This is a genomic window from Delftia sp. DS1230 (genome assembly GCF_040112715.1).
GTDB lineage: Bacteria > Pseudomonadota > Gammaproteobacteria > Burkholderiales > Burkholderiaceae_C > Comamonas > Comamonas tsuruhatensis.
Window position 1 is genome coordinate 896,711 of record NZ_CP157763.1, and the last position, 23,894, is coordinate 920,604.

Here is a 23,894-nt window from a genome sequence, read left to right on the forward strand (position 1 = left end):
ATGAGCTTCCAGGACCACCCTTCCTACACCCACATCTGCGCCTCGTCGGACTGCGGCTGCGGCCTCACGCGGCGCGACATGCTGCGCCTGGGCGCGCTGGCCACGGCCTCGGTGGCCGCGCCGCTGCTGGCCGCAGGCGATGCGCGCGCCCAGGCCTTCAAGGGCGATGACCAGCCCGTGAAGATCGGCTACCTGCCCATCACCGACGCCACGCCGCTGCTGGTGGCCCACGGCAACGGCCTGTTCGAGGCCGAAGGCCTCAAGGCCGAGGCGCCGCGCCTGTTCCGCTCCTGGGCCCAGATCGTCGAGGCCTTCGTCTCGGGCCAGGTCAACGTCATCCACCTGCTCACGCCCTCCACGCTGTGGGTGCGCTACGGCGCCAAGTTCCCCGCCAAGATCGTGGCCTGGAACCACGTCAACGGCTCGGGCCTGACCGTGCTGCCCGAGATCCAGAAGGTGCAGGACCTGGGCGGCAAGACCGTGGCGATCCCGTTCTGGTACTCCATCCACAACATCCTGCTGCAGGACGTGCTGCGCAAGGCCGGCCTCACGGCCGTGACGCGGGCGCGCGGCGGCGCCATTGCGGCCAACGAGGTCAACCTCGTCGTGCTGGCACCGGCCGAAATGGTCTCGGCCCTGGCCGGCAAGTCGATTGCGGGCTTCATCGTGGCCGAGCCCTTCAATGCCGCCGCCGAGATCGCGGGCGTGGGCAAGATGCTGCGCTTCTCGGGCGATGTCTGGAAGGACCACGCCTGCTGCGTCACCTTCCTGGCCGAGCGCGATATCGCCGACAAGCCCGAATGGGCCCAGCGCGTGACCAATGCCGTGGTCAAGGCCCAGCTGTGGACGCGCGACAACCGCCTGGCCGCCGCGCGCCTGCTGTCGAGCACCGGCGAGCGCCGCTACACGCCGCATCCGCAGCAGACGCTGTCCAAGGTGCTGGCCGCCACCGACTACGCCAGCTACGAGGCCAGCGGCGTGGTCGTCAACAAGGGCTGGCACCAGCGGCGCATCGACTTCCAGCCCTATCCCTATCCCTCGTACACCGAGCAGCTGGTGCGCGCCATCAAGGCCACCAAGGTCGAGGGCGACACGCGCTTCCTCGACAAGCTGGAGCCCAAGTTTGCGGCCACTGACCTGGTGGACGACCGCTTCGTGCGCAAGGCCATCCAGGCCGTGGGCGGCCCGCAGGTCTTCGGCATTCCGGCCGATTTCTCGCGCCGCGAAACCATCGTGGTGTGATCCAGGTGTTGCGACGTATTGGATTGCCGCTGCTGGGCGCGGCCCTGGTCCTGGCCCTGTGGTGGGTGGGCGGCGCGCTGCTGGCGCGCAGCACGCCCGTGGCTGCGGCCTTCGCGCCCTGGCCTTCGCTGCAGGCGCTGGGCCAGCTGCTGACGGGCGCCGACATCTGGATGCACACCCTGCTGAGCCTGCAGCGCGTGGCCGTGGGCCTGCTGCTGGCCTTTGTGGTCGGCGTGCCGCTGGGCGTGCTAGTGGGCCTGTCGCGCGGGTTCTCGCAGGCGTTCTCGCCCGTGTTCCAGTTCCTGCGCATGATCTCGCCGCTGTCGTGGATGCCCATTGCCGTGATGGTGCTGGGCGTGGGCGACGCGCCCGTGTACTTCCTGCTGGCCTTCGCCGCCGTCTGGCCCATCCTGCTGAGCACGGCGGCCGGCGTGGCCCAGCTGGACCGCAACTGGCTGCTGCTGGCGCGCAGCCTGTCGGCCACGCGCACCGAGACCGTGCTGCGCGTGGTGCTGCCCGGCATCACGGCCCAGATCCTCACCGGCGTGCGTCTGGCCATCGGCATCATCTGGATCGTGCTGGTGCCCGCGGAAATGCTGGGCGTATCGGCCGGCCTGGGCTACTTCATCCTCGACACGCGCGACCGCCTGGCGTATTCGGAGCTGATGGCTGCCGTGGTGCTGATCGGCGCCCTGGGCTATGCGCTGGACCATGCGGCTCGGTGGCTGCACCAGCGCTGGATGCATTCGGCCTGAGGCCTGCGGGCAGGCGGCGGCATCAGGTGCTGCATCAGGTGCCGCATCAGGTGCCGTGCACGCGGCGCAGCCGCAGTCCTGCCCATCCCGTCAGCACGGCGCACAGCAGCACTCCCCAGGGGCCCAGCGCGGGCACGGGGGTGGTTGTGGCCGGGGCCGGAGCTGCGGGCTCCACGGTCTGGGTCCATGCGCCGCTGTCCGCGGCGAGATAGTTCGCATCGCCGCCGTACCGGGCCACGATGGCATGCGGGCCGGCCACCGTCAGTTGGGTGGTGGCGATGATGGCCCTGGCATTGGACAAACCCGCCGTGCCCAGCGATAGGCCGCCAGCCATGATTTCGACCGTTCCCGTGGGGACGGCGGCGGTGCCCAGGGAGACATCGGGTGCGACCACCACGGAGAAGGACAGCGACTGCCCGGAGCGCGAGGGATTGGCGCTGGAGGTCAGCGTGACACGGGAGGGGCCCTGTCCCACCGCCGCCATCTGCACCGCCTGCGGAGCCGCGTCATGGTCCACATCGCCGAGCTGGCTGGCGTTGATCGTGCATGTCCCTGCGGCCTGGAAGCGGATGGTGCTGCCGGAGGCGCTGCAGATCGCCGCGGTCAATGCATCCACGGCGAACATGACGGGGTTTCCCGAGGCGCCTCCGACGGCGGCCACGTCATAGGTATCCCCCACCCGTGCGCCGGCCGGTGGTGCCGTGGTGAAGGTGATGGCCTGCGGCGCTTTGGCGATGGCACCTGCCGCCGCCGGGCAACTGGTATCGCTGGCCGGCCAGTAGCGATTGCCCGTCCCCGTGAACGTTTCGCCGCCACAGTTGTTCCCGGGCGCGTTGTTCGTGATCTGGTTGCCGTGGAGTGTGCGGGGGCGGGTGAGCGTGAACGAGACGCCGGCACCCGAGCCCGGAGACACCAGCACGTTGCCGGTGACGGTGCTGTCGGTCATGGTGGTCGGCACCCCGCTGCGCAGGCCCCCGCCCAGCGTGCGGGCCGTGTTGCCGGACAGGCGGCTGCGCTCCACCGTCAGCGAGCCGCTGCCCGTGCTGTAGATGGCACCGCCCTGTCCCCCTGCCTGGTTGCCGCTGAACACACTGTCCACGATGGTCACCGTGCTGTCGCGGCTGTACAGTCCCCCGCCGTTGATGCCGGCCGTGCTGTCCTGCACCACGCTGCGCTCCAGGCGCAGGGTGACGCCGTTGTCCAGGTAGATGGCGCCGCCGTCTTCACCGGCGGTGGTCAGCCCGCCGCGCAGTGTCAGGCCGCGCAGCGTGAGCTGGACACCGCTGCCCTGGGCCGACACCAGGCGGGAGGCATTGCCCCCATCGAGCGCCACCCGCTGGTCCCCGTCGATCGTGATGTCCGAGGTGGTGAAGTTGAGGTCGATGGAATGGCCTGCCAATGCAATGGCGGTGAGGCTGCCTGCCGGAAAGACGGCCGGGTCGAACACGATGGTGTCCGCGCCATTGCCCGATATGCATGCGCCGTTGCCCCAACTGCCGTCATCCATCTGGGCACTGGTCAATGCCTCATTCAGACTGCAGTCCGCTGCACCGGGCGTGTTGTCCGTGGTATTGACCACGATGGTCGCGGCCTGGCCATTGAGTGCCAGCAGGCTGCACAGCGCGCCAGGCACTGCCAGAAGCCGGAGGCGTCGAAGGGGTCTGTGAAGAAAAGCGTGCACGGTTCCTCCCGTTGCGCTGCGTGTCCCGGGCAGACCCGCGCGCTGTTGTTGCGGACCGCGTGACCTTAGCTTTCTGCGAAGATCGTGAAAATGTGCCGACGGCACATCGCAGGCCTGAAAATGCGGCCTCAGCCGGCCCACCTATCGCCAGCACCTCGAGCACGCCATTGGATTTCGCGACATGACCCTGTCAACGCAGCAACTGGGGCAACTCAATCAGGCCATCCTCGCGGTGCACGGCGCGCCCGATCTGCACGCGCTGGCCACGCATTTGCTGCACGCGCTGCGCCTGGTGGTGCCGGGTGACATTCGGGTGGTGGATTTCTCCGGCATTGCGGAAGTCCGTGGCTACACGGCCTACGATCCGGTGCGGGCCATTTCCTCCGAAGTCAACGCTGCGGTGCACCGGCATCTGGCCGACAACCCCTTGTATCGGCAGCGCCAGACGCAGGCCGCCAGCATTTCCGACCTGCTGACTCGCGGGCAATGGCAGAGGACGGCGCTCTATGCCCAGGCCTACTCCCAGGTGGGCCAGCAGGACGGACTCGCGCTGGACGTGGAACTGGGCCACGGCGCGATGCTGACCCTCAATGTCACACGCGCCTCGCGCGGCTACACCGCGGCGGAGCGCATGGCGCTGACCTTGCTGGGGCCGCATGCGCAGGCGCAGTGGCGGCGCCTGAGCCAGCAGCAGCGAATCAGCCAGGCGGCATGGCAGGCGCTCTCACCGGGCTCGCCGGCTGCCGACGTGCTGAGTCCGCGCGAACGTGAAGTGCTGCAATGGGTCGCCAACGGCAACACCAACGCAGAAATCGCCACCATGCTGGAGTTGCGTGCAGGCACGGTGAAGCGGCACCTGGAAAACATCTACCGCAAGCTGGGAGCCGCCAATCGGCAGGACGCCTTGTCGAGGATGCGCAGGCCGGATTTCTAGCGCGTGTCGCGCGCTTGTGCGAACCCGCGCGTGCGCCGTGCGCGGGGCCAGCCCTTCGAGAAGCAGGGAAACCGGCCCTACGGCAAGACGCTCCGGCAGGCAATGCCAAACCGCTGGGCCAGCGCGTGCAGGCGCCTGTCTCGCGACCACAGGCTTGCTCGACGTAAGCGGTGCAGCCACGTCCGGCACAGTTTTACCTACAGGTCTCGCGCCAGCACAATAAAAGTCCGCCCAAGCCATACGGCGGACTTCCTGAAATCCACTGTGTCGAGGCCTCATGTTTTGTTTTGCCAGTTGCTCTCCTGTCGGCTTCAACGCCGTCCTTCTCAGCGGCGGTACGTTGCCATTTCTGGTGTCCGACGGCATGTTGTTTCAACCATTGCAGTGAGGCAGCGCATGGAGCAGGAAGTGAGATGCGCGAACTGCAATCGAAAGCTCGCCATGGGCGTCTTTCAGCTACTGAACATCAAGTGCCCGCGTTGCGGCACGTTGAATTCCCTGAGGGTCCAAGCGAACCCCCCACCCGAGTGCCGCCGAGCGCCTTCGACTCCATCCATTGAATAGGAGGCCTCCATGGCTCAAGTTTCCAAGGTTCTCGTCTCGGATCAGTACATGCCGCCGGACAACATCCAGCAGTACAAAAGCACGACGGGTTTCCCTCTTGTTTACGATTCGCGGCATATCAATCCGCATGCGCTCGTGTTCGACAACACGGGGCGTCCTGCCAACTACAACCCTGCCAACAACCGCCACACCATCGTGATGGATGTGCGCTTCAGCGATGGCTATCTGGCCGCTTGCCACATGGGCATCATTGCCAGGCACAAAGGCTCATACAGTGTGGCGGGTGACAACCGTGGCGGTGCTGTCATTGCGGGCAATTGGGGCTATTCGCCAGGCAGCGTGGCGCTTGAGGAAATTGAGATCACCAACACCAAGGACAACGGTGACTCGCACCATCGTCCGTCCGCTCAATATCCGCGTGGTGCCATCGGCGAGGCCAAGCTCGAGGAACTGCGCTGGTATCGACTGGTGATCGAAAGCATTTCCAAGAACGGCAGCATCGGCCACGCAGTCCGGGCAACGGACAAGAGTACGGGCCAGACCGTATTCAGCCTGCCAACCTTCTGGTCGGATTACTCGGCCAACTATGACTCCCGTGACGCAGGCAAGGTGGTGTTGTTCAGCATCAGTGATCCCAACAAGCCTGCCGCCGGCTTTGTCTATACACGCCTGATCAGCTATTGGTCGGATGCTGACGAGGTGATAGCCAATCCGTAAGTGATCTGAGAGCGGGTCCCAGGGCAGCGTGTAGCCGTATCGCCGCCATGCCCTGGTCCTCCTGGCAGGGGGTGGTCAATACGCATGCTGCCATGCGTTGCGCATCGTGCTGCCTTTGGTGGAAAGCCAGTCTGTAGGCGAGGGCCAGCGATACGCAATCTCCTGGGAATCCGGCATATCGGTTGCCCTGCCGCCAAGTGCTGCGAGGCGTTTGACTGCCTGCACCCTCACGAAAGTTCTGAGGACCTGTTGGAACAGAGCTGCCTCGTCCATGCCTGGCTCCAGCATCTTCAGGGCTTATTCGTACAAGGCATCGTCGATCGTCACGGTGATCCGCATGGCGGGCCCTCTGTCATCAAAACAGATGCAATTCTGGGCTTGCGCCAGCCTGCAGACAAGCGCGCTTCCCTCCGAAGTGGTCACTCCTGTTTTGCTATGATGACTGTATAAAGATACAGTTTTCGAGCGGCCTGGCTGCCCGATCTGCCAGGCCCATGCTCCCTCCCCACCGCTTCTACTACCTGCACAACTTCCAGCGCGCGCTGGACTGGATTGGCCAGCGTTACGGCGATCTGCTGGACGCGCCCGAGCAGGCATTCCTCACCCGTTTCACGCAGCTGCCCCAGCCCTCGCAGGCGCTGATGGTGCGTTTGCTGATGCGGCGCGGGCCGTGGTTTCGGGCCGGCAAGCTGGTGTATGAAGAGATTCCCGCCATTGCTGACGCGGCCGCACCCCTGCTGGATCTTGGCTGGCTGGACGCGGGCCACCCCATGGCGCTGGAGGAGCTGTTTGCGCTGCACACCAAGCCCGAGCTGCTGCAGCTGTTCGCAGGCGCACCCGTTCACTCAGGCCTGCGCAAGGCCGAGCTTTTGCAGGCCCTGCAGCCCCTGCATGAGGCGCCCAGGCCCTATGCGCAGTGGCAGCCCCAGGGTGTCGCAGCCGGCGAAGCCGCCTGGCGCGTGATGGTGGGCGCGCTGTGCGAGCGCTTTCGGCTGATGTTCTTCGGCAACCTCTACCAGGACTGGTCGGAATTCGTGCTGGCCGACCTGGGCGTGTTCCGCTACGAGGCCGTGGCCTTCGATGCGGCGTCGCGGGCCTTCCAGTCGCGTGCCGATGTCGATGGCTACCTGGCCCTGCAGGCCTGCCGCGCGGCGCTGGATGAAGGCGTGGAGATCGATGCGCTGCTGCAGCAGGTGGCCGGCTGCGCCAGCGGCAATGCCTGGCTGGAGCAGCGCCGCGCCAAGGTGCTGCTGCGCATAGGCCAGGCCTGCGAGCGCATGCAGGACTGGGAGCGTGCCGAGCAGGCTTATGCGCAAAGCCGCTACCCCGGCGCCCGCCACCGGCGCATGCGCGTGTACGAGCGCATGGAGCGCTTTGCCGATGCCATGGCGCTGGCCCAGGCCGCCCAGGCCCAGCCCGAGAGCGACGAGGAGCTGCAGCGCGTGGCGCGCATGCTGCCGCGCCTGCGCCGCAGCCTGGGGCAGGGCGCACGCGGGCGTGCGGCGGCGCTGGCGCCCGTGGTGGCGCAGATGCGCATGGACGTGGAGCTGGACCTGCCGGCGCGGCCCGCATCGGTCGAATACGTGCTGCGCGACCATTGGCACAGCGACGTCGCGCCGGTGTTCTACGTGGAGAACGCGCTCATCAACTCGCTGTTCGGCCTGCTGTGCTGGCCGGCCATCTTCGCGCCGCTGCCGGGCGCCTTCTTCCACCCGTTCCAGAGCGGCCCGGCCGACCTGTCCGCGCCCGACTTCGTGCAGCGCCGCGCAGCCTTGTTCGAGGAATGTCTGGCGCATCTGGACGATGGCAGCTGGCGCGAGGTCATCGTGCAGCGCCATGCCGACAAGCAGGGCCTGCAGTCACCCTTCGTGTTCTGGGGCACGCTGAGCGCGCCGCTGCTGGCGCTGGCGCTGGACTGCATTCCGGCCGCCCACCTCAAGCTGTTCTTTGCGCGGCTGCTGCGCGACGTGCAGGCCAACCGCACGGGCTTTCCCGATCTGGTGCGTTTCTGGCCGGCCGAGCGCCGCTACGAACTGGTCGAGGCCAAGGCCCCCGGCGACAAGCTGCAGGACAACCAGATCCGCTGGCTGCAGTACTGTGCCGAGCACGGCATTCCCGTGCGCGTGTGCCATGTGCAGTGGCGGGGCCAGCCGCTGGGAGAGGCCGCGTGAGCTACACCGTGGCCGTGCGCGCGCTGTGCGAGTTCACGGCACGCGCGGGCGACCTGGACCTGCGCTTCACGCCCGCGCCCAGCGCGCTGGAGGGCATGGCCGGCCACAGCCTGGTGCAGTCGCGCAGGGGCAAGGACTACGAGACCGAGATCAGCCTGGCCGGTGAATACGGCGACCTGCGCGTGCGCGGCCGCGCCGACGGCTTCGATGCCCAGGCCGGCCAGCTGGAGGAAATCAAGACCTACCGGGGCCAGATCGAGGGCGTGCGCGCCCACCACCGCGCCCTGCACTGGGCCCAGGCGCGCATCTATGCCCATCTGCTGTGCCAGGCGCGCGGCCTGCAGCGGCTGCGCGTGGCCCTGGTGTATTTCAACGTGGGCAACTTGGAGGAAACCGTGCTGGTGCAGGAGGAAGACGCGGCCACGCTGCGCGCCTTCTTCGAGCAGCAATGCGCGCTGTTCCTGGACTGGGCGCGCAGCGAGGCCGCCCACCGCGCGGCGCGCGAGGCGGCGCTGGCCGCGCTGCGCTTTCCCATGCAGGGCTTTCGCGCGGGCCAGCGCGAGCTGGCCGTGGCCGTCTACCGCGTGGCGCGCGCGCAGCAGGGCGGCCAATGCCTGATGGCGCAGGCGCCCACGGGCATCGGCAAGACGCTGGGCACCATCTTCCCCATGCTCAAGGCCATGCCGGACCAGGGCCTGGACAGGCTGTTCTTCCTCACGGCCAAGGGCACGGGCCATGGCTTGGCGCTGCAGGCGCTGGCCAGCGTGAACCGGCAGATTGCCGAGCAGCACCAGCCACCGCCGCAGGAACCGGCTGCGCCGCAACCGCTGCCCGCGCCGTCCGCGCCACCCGCAAGGCTGCGCGTGCTCGCCATCCTGGCGCGCGACAAGGCCTGCGAGCATCCCGACAAGGCCTGCCACGGCGACTCCTGCCCGCTGGCGCGCGGCTTCTTCGACCGCCTGACCGCCGCGCGCGCCGCCGCGCTGCAGCAGGCGCCCTGGGAACCGCCTGCCGTGCGTGCCGTGGCGCTGGCGCACGACATCTGCCCCTACTACCTGGCCCAGGAACTGGTGCGCTGGAGCGACGTGGTCGTGGCCGACTACCACTACTTCTACGACAGCGCCGCCATGCTGTACGCGCTCACCCAGGCCCAGCAATGGAAGGTGGGTGTGCTGGTGGACGAAGCCCACAACCTGCTCGAGCGCGCGCGCCGCATGTACACGGCCGAGCTGTCGCAGTTCGCCCTGGCGGCCGCCCGCAAGTCGGCCACCGGTGCCGTGCGCAAGGCGCTGGACCGGCTCAGCCGCAGCTGGAGCGCGCTGAACAGGGAGCAGACCGCCAGCTACCAGGCCCATGAGGAAGTGCCCGCAGGCCTGCTGGGCGCCGTGCAGCGCGCCGTGGCCGCCATCGCCGACGCCAATGCCGACAGCCCCATGCTGCCCGGCGACCCGGTGCTGGATTTTTACTGGGAGGCGCTGCAGTTCATGGCGCTGGCCGAGCAGTTCGGCGGCCATGCGCTGTTCGATGTCCACCTGCTGCCCGGGCGCTCAGGCCCCCGTCGCACACCGGCCTCCACGCTGTGCATACGCTGCGTGGTGCCCGCGCCCCACCTGGCGGCACGCCATGCGGCGGCCCATGCCTCGGTGCTGTTCTCGGGCACGCTGAGCCCGCCGCATTTCTACCGCGACATCCTGGGCCTGCCCGAAGGCACGCACTGGCTGGAGGCCGAATCGCCCTTCCAGGCCGACCAGCTCGATGTGCAGGTGGCCGGCCACATCTCCACGCGCTACCGCGACCGCGACCGTTCGCTGCGGCCCATCGCCGACCTCGTGGCCGCGCAGTACGCGCGCCGGCCCGGCAACTACCTGTGCTTTTTCAGCAGCTTCGACTACCTGCAGCGCGTGGCCGAATGCCTGCAGCGCGCCCATCCCGATCTGCCGGTCTGGCTGCAGACCCCGTCCATGGACGAAGAGGGCCGCGCGGCCTTCCTGGCCCGCTTCACCGAAGCCGGTCAGGGCGTGGGCTTTGCCGTGCTGGGCGGGGCGTTCTCCGAGGGCGTGGATCTGCCCGGCGAGCGCCTCATCGGCGCCTTCGTGGCCACGCTGGGCCTGCCCCAGGTCAATCCCGTGAACGAAGAGATGAAGCGCGCCATGGACCGCCAGTTCGGCGCGGACAAGGGCTATGACTACAGCTACCTCTACCCAGGCCTGCGCAAGGTGGTCCAGGCCGCAGGCCGCGTCATCCGCAGCGAGCGCGACCGCGGCGTGGTCTTTCTCATCGACGACCGCTATCGGCGCGGCGAGGTGCAGGCGCTGCTGCCGCGCTGGTGGCGGGTGGAGGGCATGCGATGATCCGGGGCCGCACCAGTCCGCGACTGCCATCCCATCCCCATCCAGTCCCCCATCCCGCCCCCATCCCGCCCCCATCCAGGAGCCTTCCGAATGCCCCGCATGCGCTGCGCCATCCTTGCATTGACCCTGGGCCTGCTGGCCGGCGGCCCGGCTGCGGCAGGCGTGGTGCAGCCTGTGCCTGACAGGCAGGCCAGCGAGAACAAGATGCCGGCCTATCCCAAGGAAGCCAGGCGGCTGGAGCAGGAAGGCAAGGTGGTGCTGCGGGTTCTGGTGGGCGCCAGCGGAAAGGCACTGGCCGTGGATGTGGCAGACAGCAGCGGCTATCCTCTGCTCGACCAGGAGGCGCTGGACGCCGTGCGGACGTGGCGCTTTGTCCCCGGCACGCGCGACGGCGTGCCGGACAGCATGTGGACGCGCGTGCCCGTCACCTTCCTGCTGAAATAGCGGCATGCCGGTGGTGGCAGGTGTGTACCCGGTGCGTGCCCTGCGCAGCGACACAAGGAGCATTCCATGAAGATCGTCATCACCAGCGTGCTCGTCGACGACCAGGACAAGGCCCTGGCCTTCTACCGCGACGTGCTCGGCTTCGTCCTCAAGCACGACATTCCCATGGGCGGCGACGCGCGCTGGCTCACCCTGACATCGCCCGGCGATGCCGATGGCGTGGAGCTGCTGCTCGAACCCGACATGCACCCGGCCGCCAGGCCGTTCAAGACCGCCCTGCATGCCGACGGCGTGCCGGCCACCTTCTTCGGCGTGGACGACGTGCAGGCCGAGTACGAGCGCCTGAGCGCGGCCGGCGTGCGCTTCACCAGGCCGCCGACGCATCTGGGGCCGGTCACGATTGCCGTGTTCGACGACACTTGCGGCAATCTCATACAGATCAACCAGCGGCATTGAGCGGGGCCTGCGGCCCCTGCAGCCTTTTCGCGCTCAGTCCCTGGCGGTGGGCTTGTCGTGCCGGGGTGGATCGATGCGCTCGATGTTGCCCAGCAGCAGCGCGCGGCCCGCAAAGTTGCCGCCGGCGGTCTCCAGCGCAAAGCGCTCGGTGTCGCGGCCGCGCACTTCGGCCTCCAGCGTCTGGGCCTCGTCCTCGGTGGCGCCCAGGGCCAGTACGGCGTGGCGCCCCATGAGCAGGGCGGACTCGAAGCTCTCGCGCACGACATGGTCGGCGTCCTTCTGGATGAGCTCCAGCGCGTGCTCGCGGTCATAGGCGCGCACGATGAGGCGGGCGTGCGGGCATTCGTGGCGCACGTTCTCCACGATGCGCGTGGCGGCGGCCTTGCTGTCCACGCAGACCAGGATGGCGCTGGCATGGCTGGCGCCGGCCGCATGCAGGATGTCGGCGCGCGCGCCGTCGCCGAAGTAGACCTTGAAGCCGTAGGGCTCGGCGTTGCGGATCACGTCGGGGTCGTTGTCGATGATGGACAGTCTGGCCCCATGCGCCAGCGGCCCCTGGCTGGCGATCTGGCCCACGCGGCCGAAGCCGATGACCAGCACGTTGCCGCGCAGGTCCTGCGGCGCCTCCACGCCGTCCAGCGACACGGCCTGGGCGCCGGCCAGGCGCTTGTGCAGCAGCACCACCAGCGGCGTGATGGCCATGGACAGCACCACGATGGCCGTCATGTTGGCATGCACCTCGGGGCTGAGCACCTTGAGCTTGAGCGCCTCGGCAAACAGCACGAAGGCGAACTCCCCGCCCTGGGCCATGAGGATGGCGCGGTCCAGTGCATCGGCATGGCTGCTGCGTGCCACGCGGGCCACGGCATAGATGCACAGCGCCTTGCCCAGCATCAGCGCCACCACGCCCATGCCCACGATGCGCCAGTTCAGTGCCACCACCTCCAGGTTCAGCGCCATGCCCACGCCCAGGAAGAACAGGCCCAGCAGCAGGCCGCGGAAGGGCTCCACATCGGCCTCCAACTGGTGGCGGAACGAGGATTCGGACAGCAGCACGCCCGCCACGAAGGCGCCCATGGCCATGGACAGGCCGCCCATCTCCATCAGCAGGGCGGCGCCCAGCACCACCAGCAGCGCGGCGGCCGTCATCACCTCGCGCGCCTTGGCCTTGGCCAGGATGCGGAACAGCGGGTTCAGCAGCCACAGGCCCGCGCCCACCAGCGCGCCCAGCGACAGCAGGGCCAGGCCTGCGCGTTGCCACAGGGGCGAGGTGGCCACGGGAGCCGCATCGGCAGGCGCCAGAAACGCCACCACGGCCAGCAGCGGCACGATGAGCAGGTCCTCGAACAGCAGGATGGAGACGATGCGCTGGCCGCGCGGCGCCAGGATGTCGCCACGCTCGGCCAGCACCTGCATGACGATGGCCGTGGAGGTCAGCACGAAGCCCGCGCCGCTCACGAAGGCCACCTGCCACGGAAAGCCGAAGGCCATGCCCACGCCCGTGAGCAGCAGCGCGCACACCACCACCTGCAGGCTGCCCAGCCCGAAGATCTGGCCGCGCAAATCCCACAGGTGCGAAGGCTTCATCTCCAGCCCGATGACGAAGAGGAACATCACCACGCCCAGCTCGGCCACGTGCAGGATGGTCTGCGCGTCCGTCACCAGGCCCAGCCCGTAGGGGCCTATGGCCAGGCCAGCGGCCAGGTAGCCGAGCACGGCGCCCAGGCCCAGCCGCTTGAACAGCGGCACGGCCACCACGGCGGCCCCCAGCAGCGTGACGATTCCTACGAGCTGGCTTGCATTGCCTTCAGCTGCCATGTTGTGTTTCCTTTGTGCGTGCGTGCGTGCGGCAAGGCGGATTTCCATCCGCGAATTTGCGCGCAGGATAGCAAAGCCCGGTCCTGTGTAGAATCGCGCCCCCTCTGTGCCCCCCTCTGTGTCCCTCTCTGCGCTTACCTCACCGCCCAGCGCCATGCCCCAGATCCTCGTCCACGACCTCCGCAAGACCTACCGCATCCATGAGCGCGACCCCGGCGTGATGGGCGCGCTGCGCGCGCTGGTGCATCCGCGCCATCGCACGGTGCAGGCGCTGGATGGCGTGTCGTTCGCACTGGAGCGTGGTGAGCTGCTGGGCTTCATCGGCCCCAACGGCGCGGGCAAGTCCACCACCATCAAGATCCTGTCGGGCATCCTGCGGCCCGATGGCGGGCGCGTGGAGGTGGACGGGCGCGACCCCTTCGCCGACCGCCAGCGCCATGTGGGCCGCATCGGCGTGGTCTTCGGGCAGCGCTCGCAGCTGTGGTGGGACCTGCCCGTGGGCGATGGCTTCAACCTGCTGCGCGACCTGTACCGCGTCGATCCCGCACGCTACGGGCGCACGCGCGACGAGCTGGTGGCGCTGCTGAACCTGGAGCGCGTGCTGGACCAGCCCGTGCGCCAGCTGTCCCTGGGCCAGCGCATGCGCGCCGAGATCGCCGCGGCCCTGCTGCACGAGCCCGAGATCCTGTTCCTGGACGAGCCCACCATCGGCCTGGACGCACCCTCCAAGCTGGCCGTGCGCGAGTTCGTGCTGCGCGCCAACCGCGAGCGCGGCACCACGGTGCTGCTGACCACGCATGACATGCACGACATCGAGGCGCTGGCGCGGCGCGTGATCGTCATCGGCCATGGCCGCGTGCTGGCCGACTGCGCGGTCGATGCGCTGCGCGCCCAGGTGGTGGCAGCGCAGTGCGAGGGGCGTGGAGGTGGTGAGGGCGAAGGCAATGGAGAAGACATGGCCATCGAGGCCGTGATCGCCCGCTTCTACGCCATGCACGGAGCGGCCGAAGGCTGAGCCGGCATGACGCTGCGTGAACTCCTGCGCCCCTATGTGGCGGCCTTCGCCTCGCGCTTTCTGCTGATGCTGCAGTACCGCACGGCCGCCTACGCGGGCTTTGCCACGCAGTGCTGGTGGGGCGCCATCAAGACCATGGTGCTGGCGGCGTTCTACGGCAGTGCATCGGCATCGGCCGGCGCGCCGATTTCGCTGGAGCACGCCATCACCTACACCTGGGTGGCGCAGGGCCTGTTCGCGCTGCTGCCCTGGAGCGGCGACCCCGACGTGGCCCTGGCCGTGCGCACGGGCGCCGTTGCCTATGACCGGCTGCGGCCCGTGGATGCCTATGCGCTGTGGTTCGTGCGCTCGGCTGGCTGGATCGCCGCGCGCGTGCTGCCGCGCGTGGCGCTGATGGTGGCGTTTGCAGGGCTGGCCCTGCCGCTGATGGGGCTGGGCGACTGGGGCTGGCAGCCGCCGGCCGGCTGGGCCGCAGGCCTGGGCTTTGCCGCCTCCATACTGCTGGCGCTGCTGCTGTCCACTGCACTGGTCATGCTGCTGAACGTTGCCGCCGCCGCCGCGCTCAATGAAAAAGGCATCAACACGCTGGCCGCGCCCGTGGTCATCGTGCTGTCGGGCAACCTGCTGCCGCTGGCGCTGATGCCCGACGCCTGGCAGACCGCGCTGCTGCTGCAGCCGCTGGCGGGCGTGATGGACATCCCTGCGCGCATCTATTTCGGCCAGATGGCCGGTGCGCAGATGCTGGCCTGCCTTGCGCTGCAGGTGTTGTGGATTGCCGTGATCGTGGCCCTGGGCCGCGCGGCCATGGCGCGCACCATGCGCCGGCTCGAAGTGCAGGGAGGGTGAAGGCCATGGCCAAGCACAAAGGATCGCTGTCCATGTTCCTGCGCCTGGCGCTGGCCTCGCTGGGCGGGCAGGCGCGCTACCCGGCCTCGGCGCTGATGCTGACCCTGGGCCAGTTCCTGGTCACGGGCATCGAGGTCATCGCCGTCTGGGCGCTGTTCCACCGGTTTGGCGAGGTGCAGGGCTGGCGCATCGGCGAAGTGGCCGTGTTCTATGGCCTGGTGAACTGCATGTTCGCCCTGGCCGATGCGCTGGGCCGGGGCTTCGACGTGCTGGGCACGCAGTTCCTGCGCACCGGCGCCTTCGACCGCCTGCTGCTGCGCCCGCGCCCCGTGTGGCTGCAGCTCATGGGCCATGACGTGCGCATCAGCCGCCTGGGCCGCCTGCTGCAGGGCCTGCTGGTGCTGGGCTTTGCCACGGCCCAGGGCGCCGTGGTGTGGACGCCCCAGGCCGTCGCCGTGGCGCTGTTCGCCGTGGCGGGCGGCGTGGCGCTGTTCCTGGGCATCCTGGTGCTGCAGGGTGCGCTCTCGTTCTGGACCGTGGAAAGCCTGGAAGCCGCCAATGTGCTGAGCTACGGCAGCGTCGAGGCCGCCCAGTACCCGCTGGCCCTGTACGCGCAGTGGTTCCGCCGCCTGCTGACCTTCGCCGTGCCGCTGGCCTGCGTGGCCTACTACCCGGCGCTGGCTGTGCTGGGCAAGCCCGACCCGCTGGGTGCACCAGCCTGGCTGGGCTGGGTCTCGCCGCTGGCCGGCTTTGCCTTCCTCTGGCTGGCCTCGGGCGCCTGGCGCATGGGGGTGAGGCATTACGCGTCCACGGGCAGTTGAAGCCGCCGCAGGCGCCGGTGCATAACACGCTCTAGACTGCGCGCTTGCCTTACTCCGGACACCAGACCATGACAGCAGATGAACGCTTCGCCCAGGCCGCCCTTGAGCTCGGCCACCGCTTCGATGGCGAGATCAAGATAGGCGGCAACTACAGCCCCGTCGTGCGCGACGGCCAGCAGCTGTTCGTCAGCGGGCAGATTCCCCGCGTGGGCGATGAAGTGCTCTACGTGGGGACGGTCGGCGCCGGGATCGACCTGGCATCGGCCAGAACGGCCGCCGCCATCTGTGCCATGCGGGCCCTGGCCTTCGTGCAGCGCGCGGCCGGCTCGCTCGATGCCGTGCGCGCCGTTGCACGCATCACCGTCTATGTGCGCTCGGCGCCCGATTTCACCCAGCAAAGCGAGGTGGCCGATGGCGCCTCCGACCTCATCGCCCGGGTGCTGGGCCCCGTGGGTGCCCACACGCGCACTTCGGTGGGCGTGCTGCAGCTGCCCAAGGGTGCGGCCGTGGAGCTGGACCTGATCGCCCGCGTGGACTGATCGCGCTACCCCTATCCCTATTCCTATCCCTGGCCCGCCGGCGTTTCGTTGCGCGCCTTCCAGGCCCGCAGCGCCTGGCGGTACTCGTCCATGGCCAGGTCATAGCTGTCGAAGATGCAGGGGTCGCAGCCATTGCCGCAGCAGGCGTCCAGGTCGGGCTGCTCGGGCGGCTGGGGCATGGGGTCGGCGGAGGCGGCGGGATCTGCGGAATCTGCGGAATCTGCGGAATCTGGGAGAGGCGCGGTGGTCATGGGGGTGATTGTCCAGCAGCTCCTGCCGTGACTGCTGCGCGCGGGCTAAAGGGCATGGGGCCGCCAGGGTGCAAGTTCAACTCAAACAGCGCGGCGCCGGGAAATCGATCACGCTGCGGATGATCTCGCGCATTTCCGTGATCAGCGGCCGGGCATCGTCGCGGCGCCATTGCACGGTGTAGGTCAGCGGGGCCAGCGCGCTGTGCTTTGCGGCCTCGGCGCTGCCGTCCAGCACGCGAAGGCGGCCGCGTTGCTGCAGGGCCAGGGCCCATTGCTCGGGCATGTAGGTGAAGCCCAGGCCGTCCACCACCATGCCCACCACGGCGCCCCAGCTGTTGCAGGAAAGGCGCCGCTCCACGGCCAGGCCGTGGCGGCCCAGCCAGTCGTCCAGCGTGCGCGTGGCGCCCGAGCCGGTGGGCAGGGCGATCAGCAGTTGCTCGCGCACCAGGCGCCGGGGCAGGCCGGTGCCGGCGCGGGCGATGAAGTCGTCGCTGGCGGCCCAGACGAAGCGCACCTGGGCGACCTGCTCGAAGGCCAGGCTGCTGCGCGACGATGGCCCGGCAATGACCACGCAGTCCAGCTCGCCATCGACGATGCGCTGCTCCAGCACCTGGCCGATGTCGGTGTGGGGCTCCAGCTGCAGGTCGGGGTGCAGCTCGGCCACCTTCTGCACCAGCCGGGGCAGCCAGGTCAGGCCGCTGAGTTCGCCAAAGCCGATGCGGCAGCGGCCCTGCAGGCCCACGCTGCGGCCCGCCGCCTCGCGCAGCTGGGCGGCGCCGTGCAGCAGCTCGCGGATGCGCGGCAGCAGCTGTTCGCCCTGGGGCGTGAGTTCGGCGGCGCGGCCGCTGCGGTCGAACAGCTGCACGCCCAGCGAAGCCTCCAGCTCCGCAATGCGCTTGGACAGCGATGAGACCGACAGGTGCACGCGGTCGGCCGCCACGCTGAAGTTCAGGCAGGTGGCGGCCCAGTAGAAGGCTTCGAGCTGTTTGAGGGTCATGGTGACATTCTTCCAAAATCGAAATATCGATTCCTATTTATTTCGCTTTTCTTTGCAGGTTGGCCCTTCTACATTGGCCGGCAATGCCTGCCAACACCGTCCCCTCCACCACCGCCACCGCTCCTGCAGCCGCTGCACCAGCCCCTGCCCGGCCGCCGCGCCGCCTGCGCCAGGTGCTGTCGCTCGATGATTTCGAGCGGCTGGCGCGGCGGCACCTGCCGCGCCCCATCCATGCCTACATCAGCGGGGCGGTGGAGGACAACGCCTCGCTGGCGGACAACCGCCGCGCCTTTGCCGAGCTGGCCTTCGTGCCGCGCGCGCTGGTGGGCGTGGCGCAGCGCGACCCCTCCTTCGAGCTGTTCGGGCGCCGCTACGGAGCGCCGTTCGGCGTGGCGCCCATGGGCATTGCCGCGCTGTCGGCCTACCGGGGCGACCTGGTGCTGGCCCAGGCCGCACAGCAGGCGGGCGTGCCGGCCATCATGAGCGGCTCCTCGCTGATCCGGCTGGAGGAGGTGATGGCGGCCGCGCCCCACACCTGGTTCCAGGCCTACCTGCCGGGCGACCAGGGCCAGATCGATGCGCTGCTGGACCGCGTGGCCGCCGCCGGCGTGCAGACCCTGGTGATCACCGTGGACACGCCCGTGGCCGCCAACCGAGAGAACAATGTGCGCGCCGGTTTCTCCACGCCGCTGCGGCCCGGGCCGGGCCTGGCCTGGCAGGGCATCAGCCATCCGCGCTGGCTGTTCGGCAGCTTTCTCAAGACCCTGTGGCGCCACGGCATGCCGCATTTCGAGAACAACTATGCGCACCGGGGCGCGCCCATCCTGTCGGCCAGCGTGATGCGCGATTTCTCGGACCGCTCCCATCTGGCCTGGCCGCATCTGGCCGCCATCCGCCAGCGCTGGCAGGGGCAACTGGTGGTCAAGGGCATTCTTTCGGCCGCAGACGCCGTGCTGGCGCGCGACCACGGCGCCGACGGCCTCATCGTCTCCAACCACGGCGGGCGCCAGCTCGACGGCGCCGTGGCACCGCTGCGCGTGCTGCCCGGCATCGTGCGCGCCGTGCCCGGCCTGCCGGTGATGCTGGACAGCGGCGTGCGCCGGGGCACCGATGTGCTCAAGGCCCTGGCCCTGGGCGCGCGCTGCGTGTTCGTGGGCCGGCCCTTCAACTACGCGGCCTCGGTGGCCGGGCCGGCGGGCGTGGCCCATGCCATGGCCCTGCTGCGCGAGGAGGTGCTGCGCGACATGGCCATGCTGGGCGCCACGCGCCTGGACCAGGTCACGCCGGCCTGCGTGCGCCACGCGCAGGCCTGGGATGCGTTCTGAGCGGCAAGACAGCGGTATCGACACGGACAACAGACACAGACACGGACACAGACGGAGACACAGCAGTGAGCAAGATTCCCGGATTCCATATCCACGCCCGGCCCGAGGCCGCCCTTGGCGATGCGCTGCTGCAGCGCTATCGCGGCTTTCCGGTCGCCAATGTCAGCGACGCCATGAGCCGCACCACGGGCACCTCGGCGCTGCGGCCCTTCCATCGCCGCCAGGGGCCGCTGGTGGGCCGTGCGCTGACCGTGCGCACGCGGCCCGGCGACAACCTCATGGTGCACCAGGCCATCGACATCTGCGGCCCCGGCGACGTGATCGTGGTGGACGCGGGCGGCGCCGGGCCCAACGCCATCATTGGCGAGATCATGCTGGCGCTGATGATGGCGCGCGGCGCGGCCGGCATCGTCATCGACGGGCTGATCCGCGACAGCGACACCATCGGCCAGCATGAGCTGCCCGTGTATGCGCGCGGCGTCTCGCACCGCGGCCCCTACAAGGACGGCCCCGGCGAGCTGCATGTGCCCGTCAGCATCGACGGCATGGTCGTCCACCCGGGCGACCTGGTGCTGGGCGACGGCGACGGCCTGCTGGCCGTGCCCGCCGCCGAGGCCGCCGCCATTGCCGACCGCGTGGAAGCCATACAGCGGGACGAGGCCGATGTGCTCGCCGCCATTGCCGCAGGCCGCGCCGACCGCTCCTGGGTGGCGCGCACGCTGGCCGCCAAGGGGGTGCTGTGATGGACCGCCGCGTTGTCCGTTTCGACTACTGGCTGGACGCGGCCTTTGACCGCATCGTCTCGGCCGCGCCTGGCGTGCAGCTGGTCACCTGCCGGCGCGAGGGCGACGATGCCGCCGCCTGGCAGGCCCTGGCGGGCGCCCAGGTCTACCAGATCACGGCCGCCAAGGACGAGCTGCCGCGCCACTGGTTCGCCACGGCGGACCTGCTGGCGCGCTGCCCCGATCTGCTGGCCGTGTCCTCCAGCGGCTCGGGCTGCGACACCATCGACATCGAGGCCTGCACGCGCGCCGGCGTGGCCGTGATGAACCAGTCGGGCGGCAATGCGGACTCGGTGGCCGAGATGGCCATCGGGCTGATGCTGTCCGTGCTGCGCCGCATCAACGAATCCGACCGCCTGCTGCGCGCCCCCGCCAGGGGCTTCAGCCGGGAGGACGTGATGGGCCACGAGCTGCGCGGCCGCACCCTGGGCCTGGTGGGCGTGGGCGAGGCCGGCAGCCGCGTCGCGGCCCTGGGCCGGGCCTTCGGCATGCAGGTGATCGGCTGCGACCCGGCCTACGACGCAGCCGGCCTGGCGGCGCGCGGGGCCGAGGCCGTCGGCTTCGACGAACTGCTGCAGCGCGCGGACATCGTCTCCCTGCACTGCCCGCGCGATGCCTCCACGCTGGGGCTCATGAACGCCGCTGCCTTTGCGGCCATGAAGCCGGGCGCCGTTTTCGTGAGCACGGCGCGCGGCGGTATCCATGACGAGGCTGCCCTGCACGCCGCCCTGGCCAGCGGCCACCTGGCCGGCGCCGGGCTCGATGTCTGGGACCAGGAGCCGCCGCCCGCCTCCCATCCGCTGCTGGCCCTGCCCCAGGTGGTGGCCACCTTCCACACCGCCGGTGTCACGCACGAGGCCCGGCGCAACAACGCCGAGCTGGCTGCCACCCAGATCGTGCAGTTGCTGGCCGACGGCCAGCGGCCCGCGCGCCTGGTCAATCCCGAGGTCTGGCCGCATGCGCGCGAGCGCATCGCCCGGGCCTTGGACCCTTCCCGTTCCCCGTCCTTTTCCCCGTCTTTTTCCCCGTCCCGTTAGCCGCTTCCTTCACCATGACTACAAAGCCTCTCAGACCACTGCAAGAGGCGACCCAGGAGACAAAGATGACACAGCAAGCAAGGCGCGCATTGTGCGCAGGCCTGGCCGCCGCCTGCATGGCGCTGCCGGCCCTGGCCCAGGCCCAGGCGCAGAGCGAGGCTCCCTATCCCTCGCGCAACATCGAGATGATCGTGGCCTACGGGCCCGGCGGCGGCACCGACCTGGTGGCGCGGCTGCTGGCCCGCCATCTGGAAAAGAAGCTGGGCGGCAGCGTGGTCGTGCTCAACCGCCCCGGCGCGGGCGGCGGCATCGGCTTTGGCGAACTGGCGCGGGCCAAGCCGGACGGCTACACCATCGGTTTCATCAACACGCCCAACGTGCTGACCATCCCCATCGAGCGCAAGAGCAGCTTCCACTGGAGCCAGTACGACCTGCTGGGCAACCTGGTGGACGACCCGGGCGGCTTTGCCATCCACAACAGCAACGCCATCACCACGCTGGCCGGCCTGGCCGCCTACGCCCGGGCCAACCCCGGCGCCGTGACCGTGGGCACCACGGGCACGGGCTCGGACGACCACCTGGCCATGCTGCTGTTCGCCAAGGCCACGGGCACGCAGCTCACCCATGTGCCCTACAAGGGCGCGGGCGAGGTGCGCGCCGCCGCCACGGGCCAGCAGATCACCATCGGCGCCATCAACGTGGGCGAGGTGCTGGCCTACCAGAAGGGCGGCACTCCCATCCGCCTGCTGGGCCAGATGTCGGCCGCGCGCAGCTCGCTGGCGCCCCAGGTGCCTACGTTCAAGGAGCAGGGCATCGATATCGAGCTGGCCTCCCTGCGCGGCCTGGCCGCGCCCAAGGGCTTGCCCGAAGGCGTGCGCAAAAAACTGGTCGATGCCGTGGCCACCATCGCGGCCGACCCGCAGTTCAGGCAGCAGGCCGAGGCCATGTACGCGCCGCTGCGCTATCTGGCGCCACCGGCCTACGCGGCCGAGCTGGAGCGCACCGAGGCCGGCTTTCGCAAGCTCTGGACCGAAATGCCCTGGCAGGACGGCAAGCCCTGAAGGCCATGCCCATGCCAACCTTTGAATGGACAAGGACAACTGCCATGACCCCTCTGTCGCGCCGCAGCCTGGCTGCGCTGGCCCTGTGCGCCCTGGCCCTGCCGGCCCTGGCGCAAGGCCCCATCACCCTCATCGTGGGCTGGCCCGCAGGCGGCCCTTCCGACAACGTGGCGCGGCTGGCGGCCACACGCATGAGCGAGGCCCTGGGCCAGCCCATCACCATCGACAACCGGGCCGGTGCAGGCGGCAACCTGGGCAGCGACGCGGCGGCCCGCGCAAGGCCCGATGGCAACACCATCATGCTGGCCACCGTGGCCTCGCACGGCCTGAACTCCGCGCTCTACACCAAGCTCAACCACGACCCGCTCAAGGACTTCGCACCCATCGGCATGATCACCACCTCGCCCAGCGTGCTGCTGGTGCCCGTGGCCTCGCCGCTGCGCTCGGTCAACGATCTGCTGGAGGCGGCGCGCGCCAGGCCGGGCCAGCTCAACTACGGCTCGGGCGGCGTGGGCTCCAGCCAGCACCTGGCGGGCGCCAGCTTCAAGCAGCTCACGGGCGTGGATGTCACCCACATCCCCTACAAGGGCACGGCCCCGGCCATGACCGACCTGATGGCGGGCCGCGTGGACTTCGTGCTCACCACGGGCGCCATCCCCTTCATCCGCTCGGGCAAGCTGCGCGCCCTGGCCGTGGCCTCACGCCAGCGCCTGCCGGCCCTGCCCGATGTGCCAACGTTCGAGGAAGCAGGCGTCAAGGGCTTCTACACCGACTCCTGGTACGGCCTGGTTGCCCCGGCCGGCACGCCGCGCGCGGCGCTGGAGCGCCTGAACGGCGCACTGGCCACGGCGCTGCGCAATCCCGAGGTGCAAAAGCAGTTCATCGACCAAGGCTCGCTGCCCGTCAAGCCCATGGGCGTGGACGCGTTCTGGCGCTTCGTGCGCGAGCAGATGCCCGTGGCGGCCGAGCAGGTGCGTGTGTCGGGGGCCAGGGCCGAGTGAGCGCAGCCGGGTGCGGCAGCGCAGGATCGGCACGAGCGCCTGCACAGCCGCAATGCAGCCAGCGTGTCACTGGCAGGTCACTGGTAGTTGAGCGTGAAGGTAGCCCGTCCGTTGGCCAGGCCCGTGGTGACGGAGGACTGGGTCTGGACATAGCGCGCCGTCAATGGAATCACGTGGTTGCTGGTGTCTGGGGTGATGGTGCCCGCCTGCCACTGGTTGGGATTGCCGAAGTTGGCGGAGTCCTCGCCGTAGCTGATGACCTTGTCGCTGCTGCGGATCTGGATGCCGATGCCGGCAGCCCCTCCGGTCACCGTCAGCACATCGGAGCGGTTGGCGGCATCGTTGGCATCCGTGAGCGTGACGAACGGGCGCAGGGTGGAATTGGCTTCGCCCCCGGTGCAGATCAGTTCCAGATCGAATGGCTGGGGCGCGGAGGTAGCGCCTATCCCGTTGAACAGTGACCTGTTGATTCGCTGCAGGTTCACGGCGATGTTGCTCGTCTTCACCCGGCAACTGGCGCCTGTGCGCACCACGGTGCTGCCGGTCGCCTTCACGAGCCAGTTATTGCAAAGGCTATTGCAGTCAAACTGGGCGGATGAATAGCTGCTGACGCTGAAAGTGCCCGATTGAACGGCGCCTGTCTTGATGAGTTGCATCCATATGGTTTGCTCATGTACATCATCCTTTTGCCATCCCGTGGCTCCTGCATTGTTGGACGTAGTGGTGATGGACATGGTTTTGCCATTGGGGAAATTCCTGGCTTTCCATGTGGCACGCCAACGGACTCCTATTCCGCGCAAAGATGTGGAGTAGATATCGCCGTCCAGCGTAGTGGGGTTCATGATTTTGGGCCATATTTCTGAAGATGGCCCTGAAAGCACACTGTAGGAAATTGTGTCGAGGGTGGATTTGACCATGGGCGATTCCCATAGCACTGATCCATTCATGATATTTCCTGCGGGAACGTTGATGATTTCCGGTAATTGGATGGTGGACGACACCGGGGTAAATATGCCTCCATAAATGGAGCTTACAGAAAAGCAAAGCGTTGCCGTAATGAGAAAATATCTGATTTTTTTCATATGA

At 68.8% G+C, this 23,894-nt stretch carries 24 protein-coding genes; 18 read left to right on the forward strand and 6 right to left on the reverse strand.

The window, feature by feature from the left end; genetic code table 11:
* Together AAN986_RS04045 and AAN986_RS04050 are read left to right on the forward strand one after the other, a co-directional pair.
* Window positions 1-1,242, forward strand: a complete 1,242-nt coding sequence (locus AAN986_RS04045; RefSeq protein ID WP_047219193.1) for an ABC transporter substrate-binding protein — start codon at window positions 1-3, stop codon at window positions 1,240-1,242.
* Window positions 1,239-1,997 (forward strand): ABC transporter permease, encoded by a 759-nt coding sequence (locus AAN986_RS04050; protein WP_016452684.1) that lies wholly within the window; start codon window positions 1,239-1,241, stop codon window positions 1,995-1,997. Before AAN986_RS04045 ends, AAN986_RS04050 begins: the two co-directional genes overlap by 4 nt.
* A gap of 46 nt (window positions 1,998-2,043) precedes the next feature.
* On the opposite strand, the gene AAN986_RS04055 is transcribed toward AAN986_RS04050, so the two are convergent.
* Complete coding sequence (locus AAN986_RS04055; RefSeq protein ID WP_047219194.1) at window positions 2,044-3,630, reverse strand: Ig-like domain repeat protein; 1,587 nt, start codon at window positions 3,628-3,630, stop codon at window positions 2,044-2,046.
* A 229-nt stretch (window positions 3,631-3,859) separates the two neighbouring features.
* Between AAN986_RS04055 and AAN986_RS04060 the strand changes: the two genes are divergently transcribed.
* The 3 genes from AAN986_RS04060 to AAN986_RS04070 all read left to right on the forward strand — a co-directional run bounded on the left by AAN986_RS04060 (window position 3,860) and on the right by AAN986_RS04070 (window position 5,893).
* Window positions 3,860-4,612, forward strand: a complete 753-nt coding sequence (locus AAN986_RS04060; protein WP_043790986.1) for a helix-turn-helix transcriptional regulator — start codon at window positions 3,860-3,862, stop codon at window positions 4,610-4,612.
* 396 nt (window positions 4,613-5,008) lie between these two features.
* Window positions 5,009-5,176 carry a Com family DNA-binding transcriptional regulator gene (locus AAN986_RS04065; RefSeq protein WP_080649906.1) on the forward strand — a complete coding sequence of 56 codons (168 nt, stop codon included), beginning with the start codon at window positions 5,009-5,011 and terminating at the stop codon, window positions 5,174-5,176.
* A gap of 9 nt (window positions 5,177-5,185) precedes the next feature.
* Complete coding sequence (locus tag AAN986_RS04070; protein WP_016452681.1) at window positions 5,186-5,893, forward strand: hypothetical protein; 708 nt, start codon at window positions 5,186-5,188, stop codon at window positions 5,891-5,893.
* Window positions 5,894-5,968: 75 nt separating this feature from the next.
* Here AAN986_RS04070 and AAN986_RS04075 read toward each other — a convergent pair whose 3' ends face one another.
* Window positions 5,969-6,181 (reverse strand): DUF2191 domain-containing protein, encoded by a 213-nt coding sequence (locus AAN986_RS04075; RefSeq protein ID WP_227740898.1) that lies wholly within the window; start codon window positions 6,179-6,181, stop codon window positions 5,969-5,971.
* A 206-nt stretch (window positions 6,182-6,387) separates the two neighbouring features.
* Between AAN986_RS04075 and AAN986_RS04080 the strand changes: the two genes are divergently transcribed.
* The 4 genes from AAN986_RS04080 to AAN986_RS04095 all read left to right on the forward strand — a co-directional run bounded on the left by AAN986_RS04080 (window position 6,388) and on the right by AAN986_RS04095 (window position 11,315).
* Entirely contained in the window at window positions 6,388-8,064 is a 1,677-nt protein-coding gene (locus tag AAN986_RS04080) for a VRR-NUC domain-containing protein (protein WP_047219195.1), read from the forward strand.
* The gene (locus AAN986_RS04085) at window positions 8,061-10,415 is read left to right on the forward strand and encodes a helicase C-terminal domain-containing protein (protein WP_047219196.1); all 2,355 of its coding nucleotides are present in this window, start codon (window positions 8,061-8,063) and stop codon (window positions 10,413-10,415) included. Before AAN986_RS04080 ends, AAN986_RS04085 begins: the two co-directional genes overlap by 4 nt.
* Window positions 10,416-10,505: 90 nt before the next feature.
* Window positions 10,506-10,859 (forward strand): energy transducer TonB, encoded by a 354-nt coding sequence (locus AAN986_RS04090; protein WP_012207609.1) that lies wholly within the window; start codon window positions 10,506-10,508, stop codon window positions 10,857-10,859.
* A 66-nt stretch (window positions 10,860-10,925) separates the two neighbouring features.
* Window positions 10,926-11,315 (forward strand): VOC family protein, encoded by a 390-nt coding sequence (locus tag AAN986_RS04095; RefSeq protein ID WP_012207608.1) that lies wholly within the window; start codon window positions 10,926-10,928, stop codon window positions 11,313-11,315.
* A 33-nt stretch (window positions 11,316-11,348) separates the two neighbouring features.
* On the opposite strand, the gene AAN986_RS04100 is transcribed toward AAN986_RS04095, so the two are convergent.
* Entirely contained in the window at window positions 11,349-13,133 is a 1,785-nt protein-coding gene (locus AAN986_RS04100; protein ID WP_047219197.1) for a monovalent cation:proton antiporter-2 (CPA2) family protein, read from the reverse strand.
* A 154-nt stretch (window positions 13,134-13,287) separates the two neighbouring features.
* On the opposite strand from AAN986_RS04100, the gene AAN986_RS04105 reads away from it, so the two are divergent.
* From AAN986_RS04105 to AAN986_RS04120, 4 genes are all read left to right on the forward strand, one after another.
* On the forward strand, window positions 13,288-14,148 hold the full coding sequence (locus tag AAN986_RS04105) for an ABC transporter ATP-binding protein (RefSeq protein ID WP_047219198.1): 861 nt from the start codon (window positions 13,288-13,290) through the stop codon (window positions 14,146-14,148).
* Between the two features lie 6 nt (window positions 14,149-14,154).
* The gene (locus tag AAN986_RS04110; protein WP_047219199.1) at window positions 14,155-14,994 is read left to right on the forward strand and encodes an ABC transporter permease; all 840 of its coding nucleotides are present in this window, start codon (window positions 14,155-14,157) and stop codon (window positions 14,992-14,994) included.
* 5 nt (window positions 14,995-14,999) lie between these two features.
* On the forward strand, window positions 15,000-15,815 hold the full coding sequence (locus tag AAN986_RS04115) for an ABC-2 family transporter protein (protein WP_046986570.1): 816 nt from the start codon (window positions 15,000-15,002) through the stop codon (window positions 15,813-15,815).
* Window positions 15,816-15,883: 68 nt separating this feature from the next.
* On the forward strand, window positions 15,884-16,354 hold the full coding sequence (locus tag AAN986_RS04120; protein ID WP_012207603.1) for a RidA family protein: 471 nt from the start codon (window positions 15,884-15,886) through the stop codon (window positions 16,352-16,354).
* 23 nt (window positions 16,355-16,377) lie between these two features.
* Here AAN986_RS04120 and AAN986_RS04125 read toward each other — a convergent pair whose 3' ends face one another.
* Together AAN986_RS04125 and AAN986_RS04130 are read right to left on the reverse strand one after the other, a co-directional pair.
* Window positions 16,378-16,605: an oxidoreductase-like domain-containing protein gene (locus AAN986_RS04125; protein ID WP_047219200.1), complete on the reverse strand. Its 228-nt coding sequence runs from the start codon at window positions 16,603-16,605 to the stop codon at window positions 16,378-16,380.
* A gap of 76 nt (window positions 16,606-16,681) precedes the next feature.
* A complete protein-coding gene (locus tag AAN986_RS04130; protein ID WP_016452669.1) occupies window positions 16,682-17,602 on the reverse strand; it encodes a LysR family transcriptional regulator in 921 nt (306 codons plus the stop codon).
* An 83-nt stretch (window positions 17,603-17,685) separates the two neighbouring features.
* Between AAN986_RS04130 and AAN986_RS04135 the strand changes: the two genes are divergently transcribed.
* The 5 genes from AAN986_RS04135 (at window position 17,686) to AAN986_RS04155 (ending at window position 22,808) form a co-directional block, all read left to right on the forward strand.
* Window positions 17,686-18,927: an alpha-hydroxy acid oxidase gene (locus AAN986_RS04135; protein WP_047219201.1), complete on the forward strand. Its 1,242-nt coding sequence runs from the start codon at window positions 17,686-17,688 to the stop codon at window positions 18,925-18,927.
* Window positions 18,928-18,992: 65 nt separating this feature from the next.
* Window positions 18,993-19,670: an RraA family protein gene (locus AAN986_RS04140; protein ID WP_034400240.1), complete on the forward strand. Its 678-nt coding sequence runs from the start codon at window positions 18,993-18,995 to the stop codon at window positions 19,668-19,670.
* Window positions 19,670-20,746, forward strand: a complete 1,077-nt coding sequence (locus tag AAN986_RS04145) for a hydroxyacid dehydrogenase (protein WP_047219202.1) — start codon at window positions 19,670-19,672, stop codon at window positions 20,744-20,746. The genes AAN986_RS04140 and AAN986_RS04145 overlap by 1 nt, the downstream gene beginning before the upstream one ends.
* A gap of 65 nt (window positions 20,747-20,811) precedes the next feature.
* On the forward strand, window positions 20,812-21,807 hold the full coding sequence (locus AAN986_RS04150; protein ID WP_047219203.1) for a tripartite tricarboxylate transporter substrate binding protein: 996 nt from the start codon (window positions 20,812-20,814) through the stop codon (window positions 21,805-21,807).
* Between the two features lie 44 nt (window positions 21,808-21,851).
* Entirely contained in the window at window positions 21,852-22,808 is a 957-nt protein-coding gene (locus AAN986_RS04155) for a tripartite tricarboxylate transporter substrate binding protein (RefSeq protein WP_047219204.1), read from the forward strand.
* Window positions 22,809-22,885: 77 nt separating this feature from the next.
* Here AAN986_RS04155 and AAN986_RS04160 read toward each other — a convergent pair whose 3' ends face one another.
* On the reverse strand, window positions 22,886-23,890 hold the full coding sequence (locus AAN986_RS04160; protein WP_241150421.1) for a fimbrial protein: 1,005 nt from the start codon (window positions 23,888-23,890) through the stop codon (window positions 22,886-22,888).
* Between the last annotated feature and the right edge of the window lie 4 nt (window positions 23,891-23,894).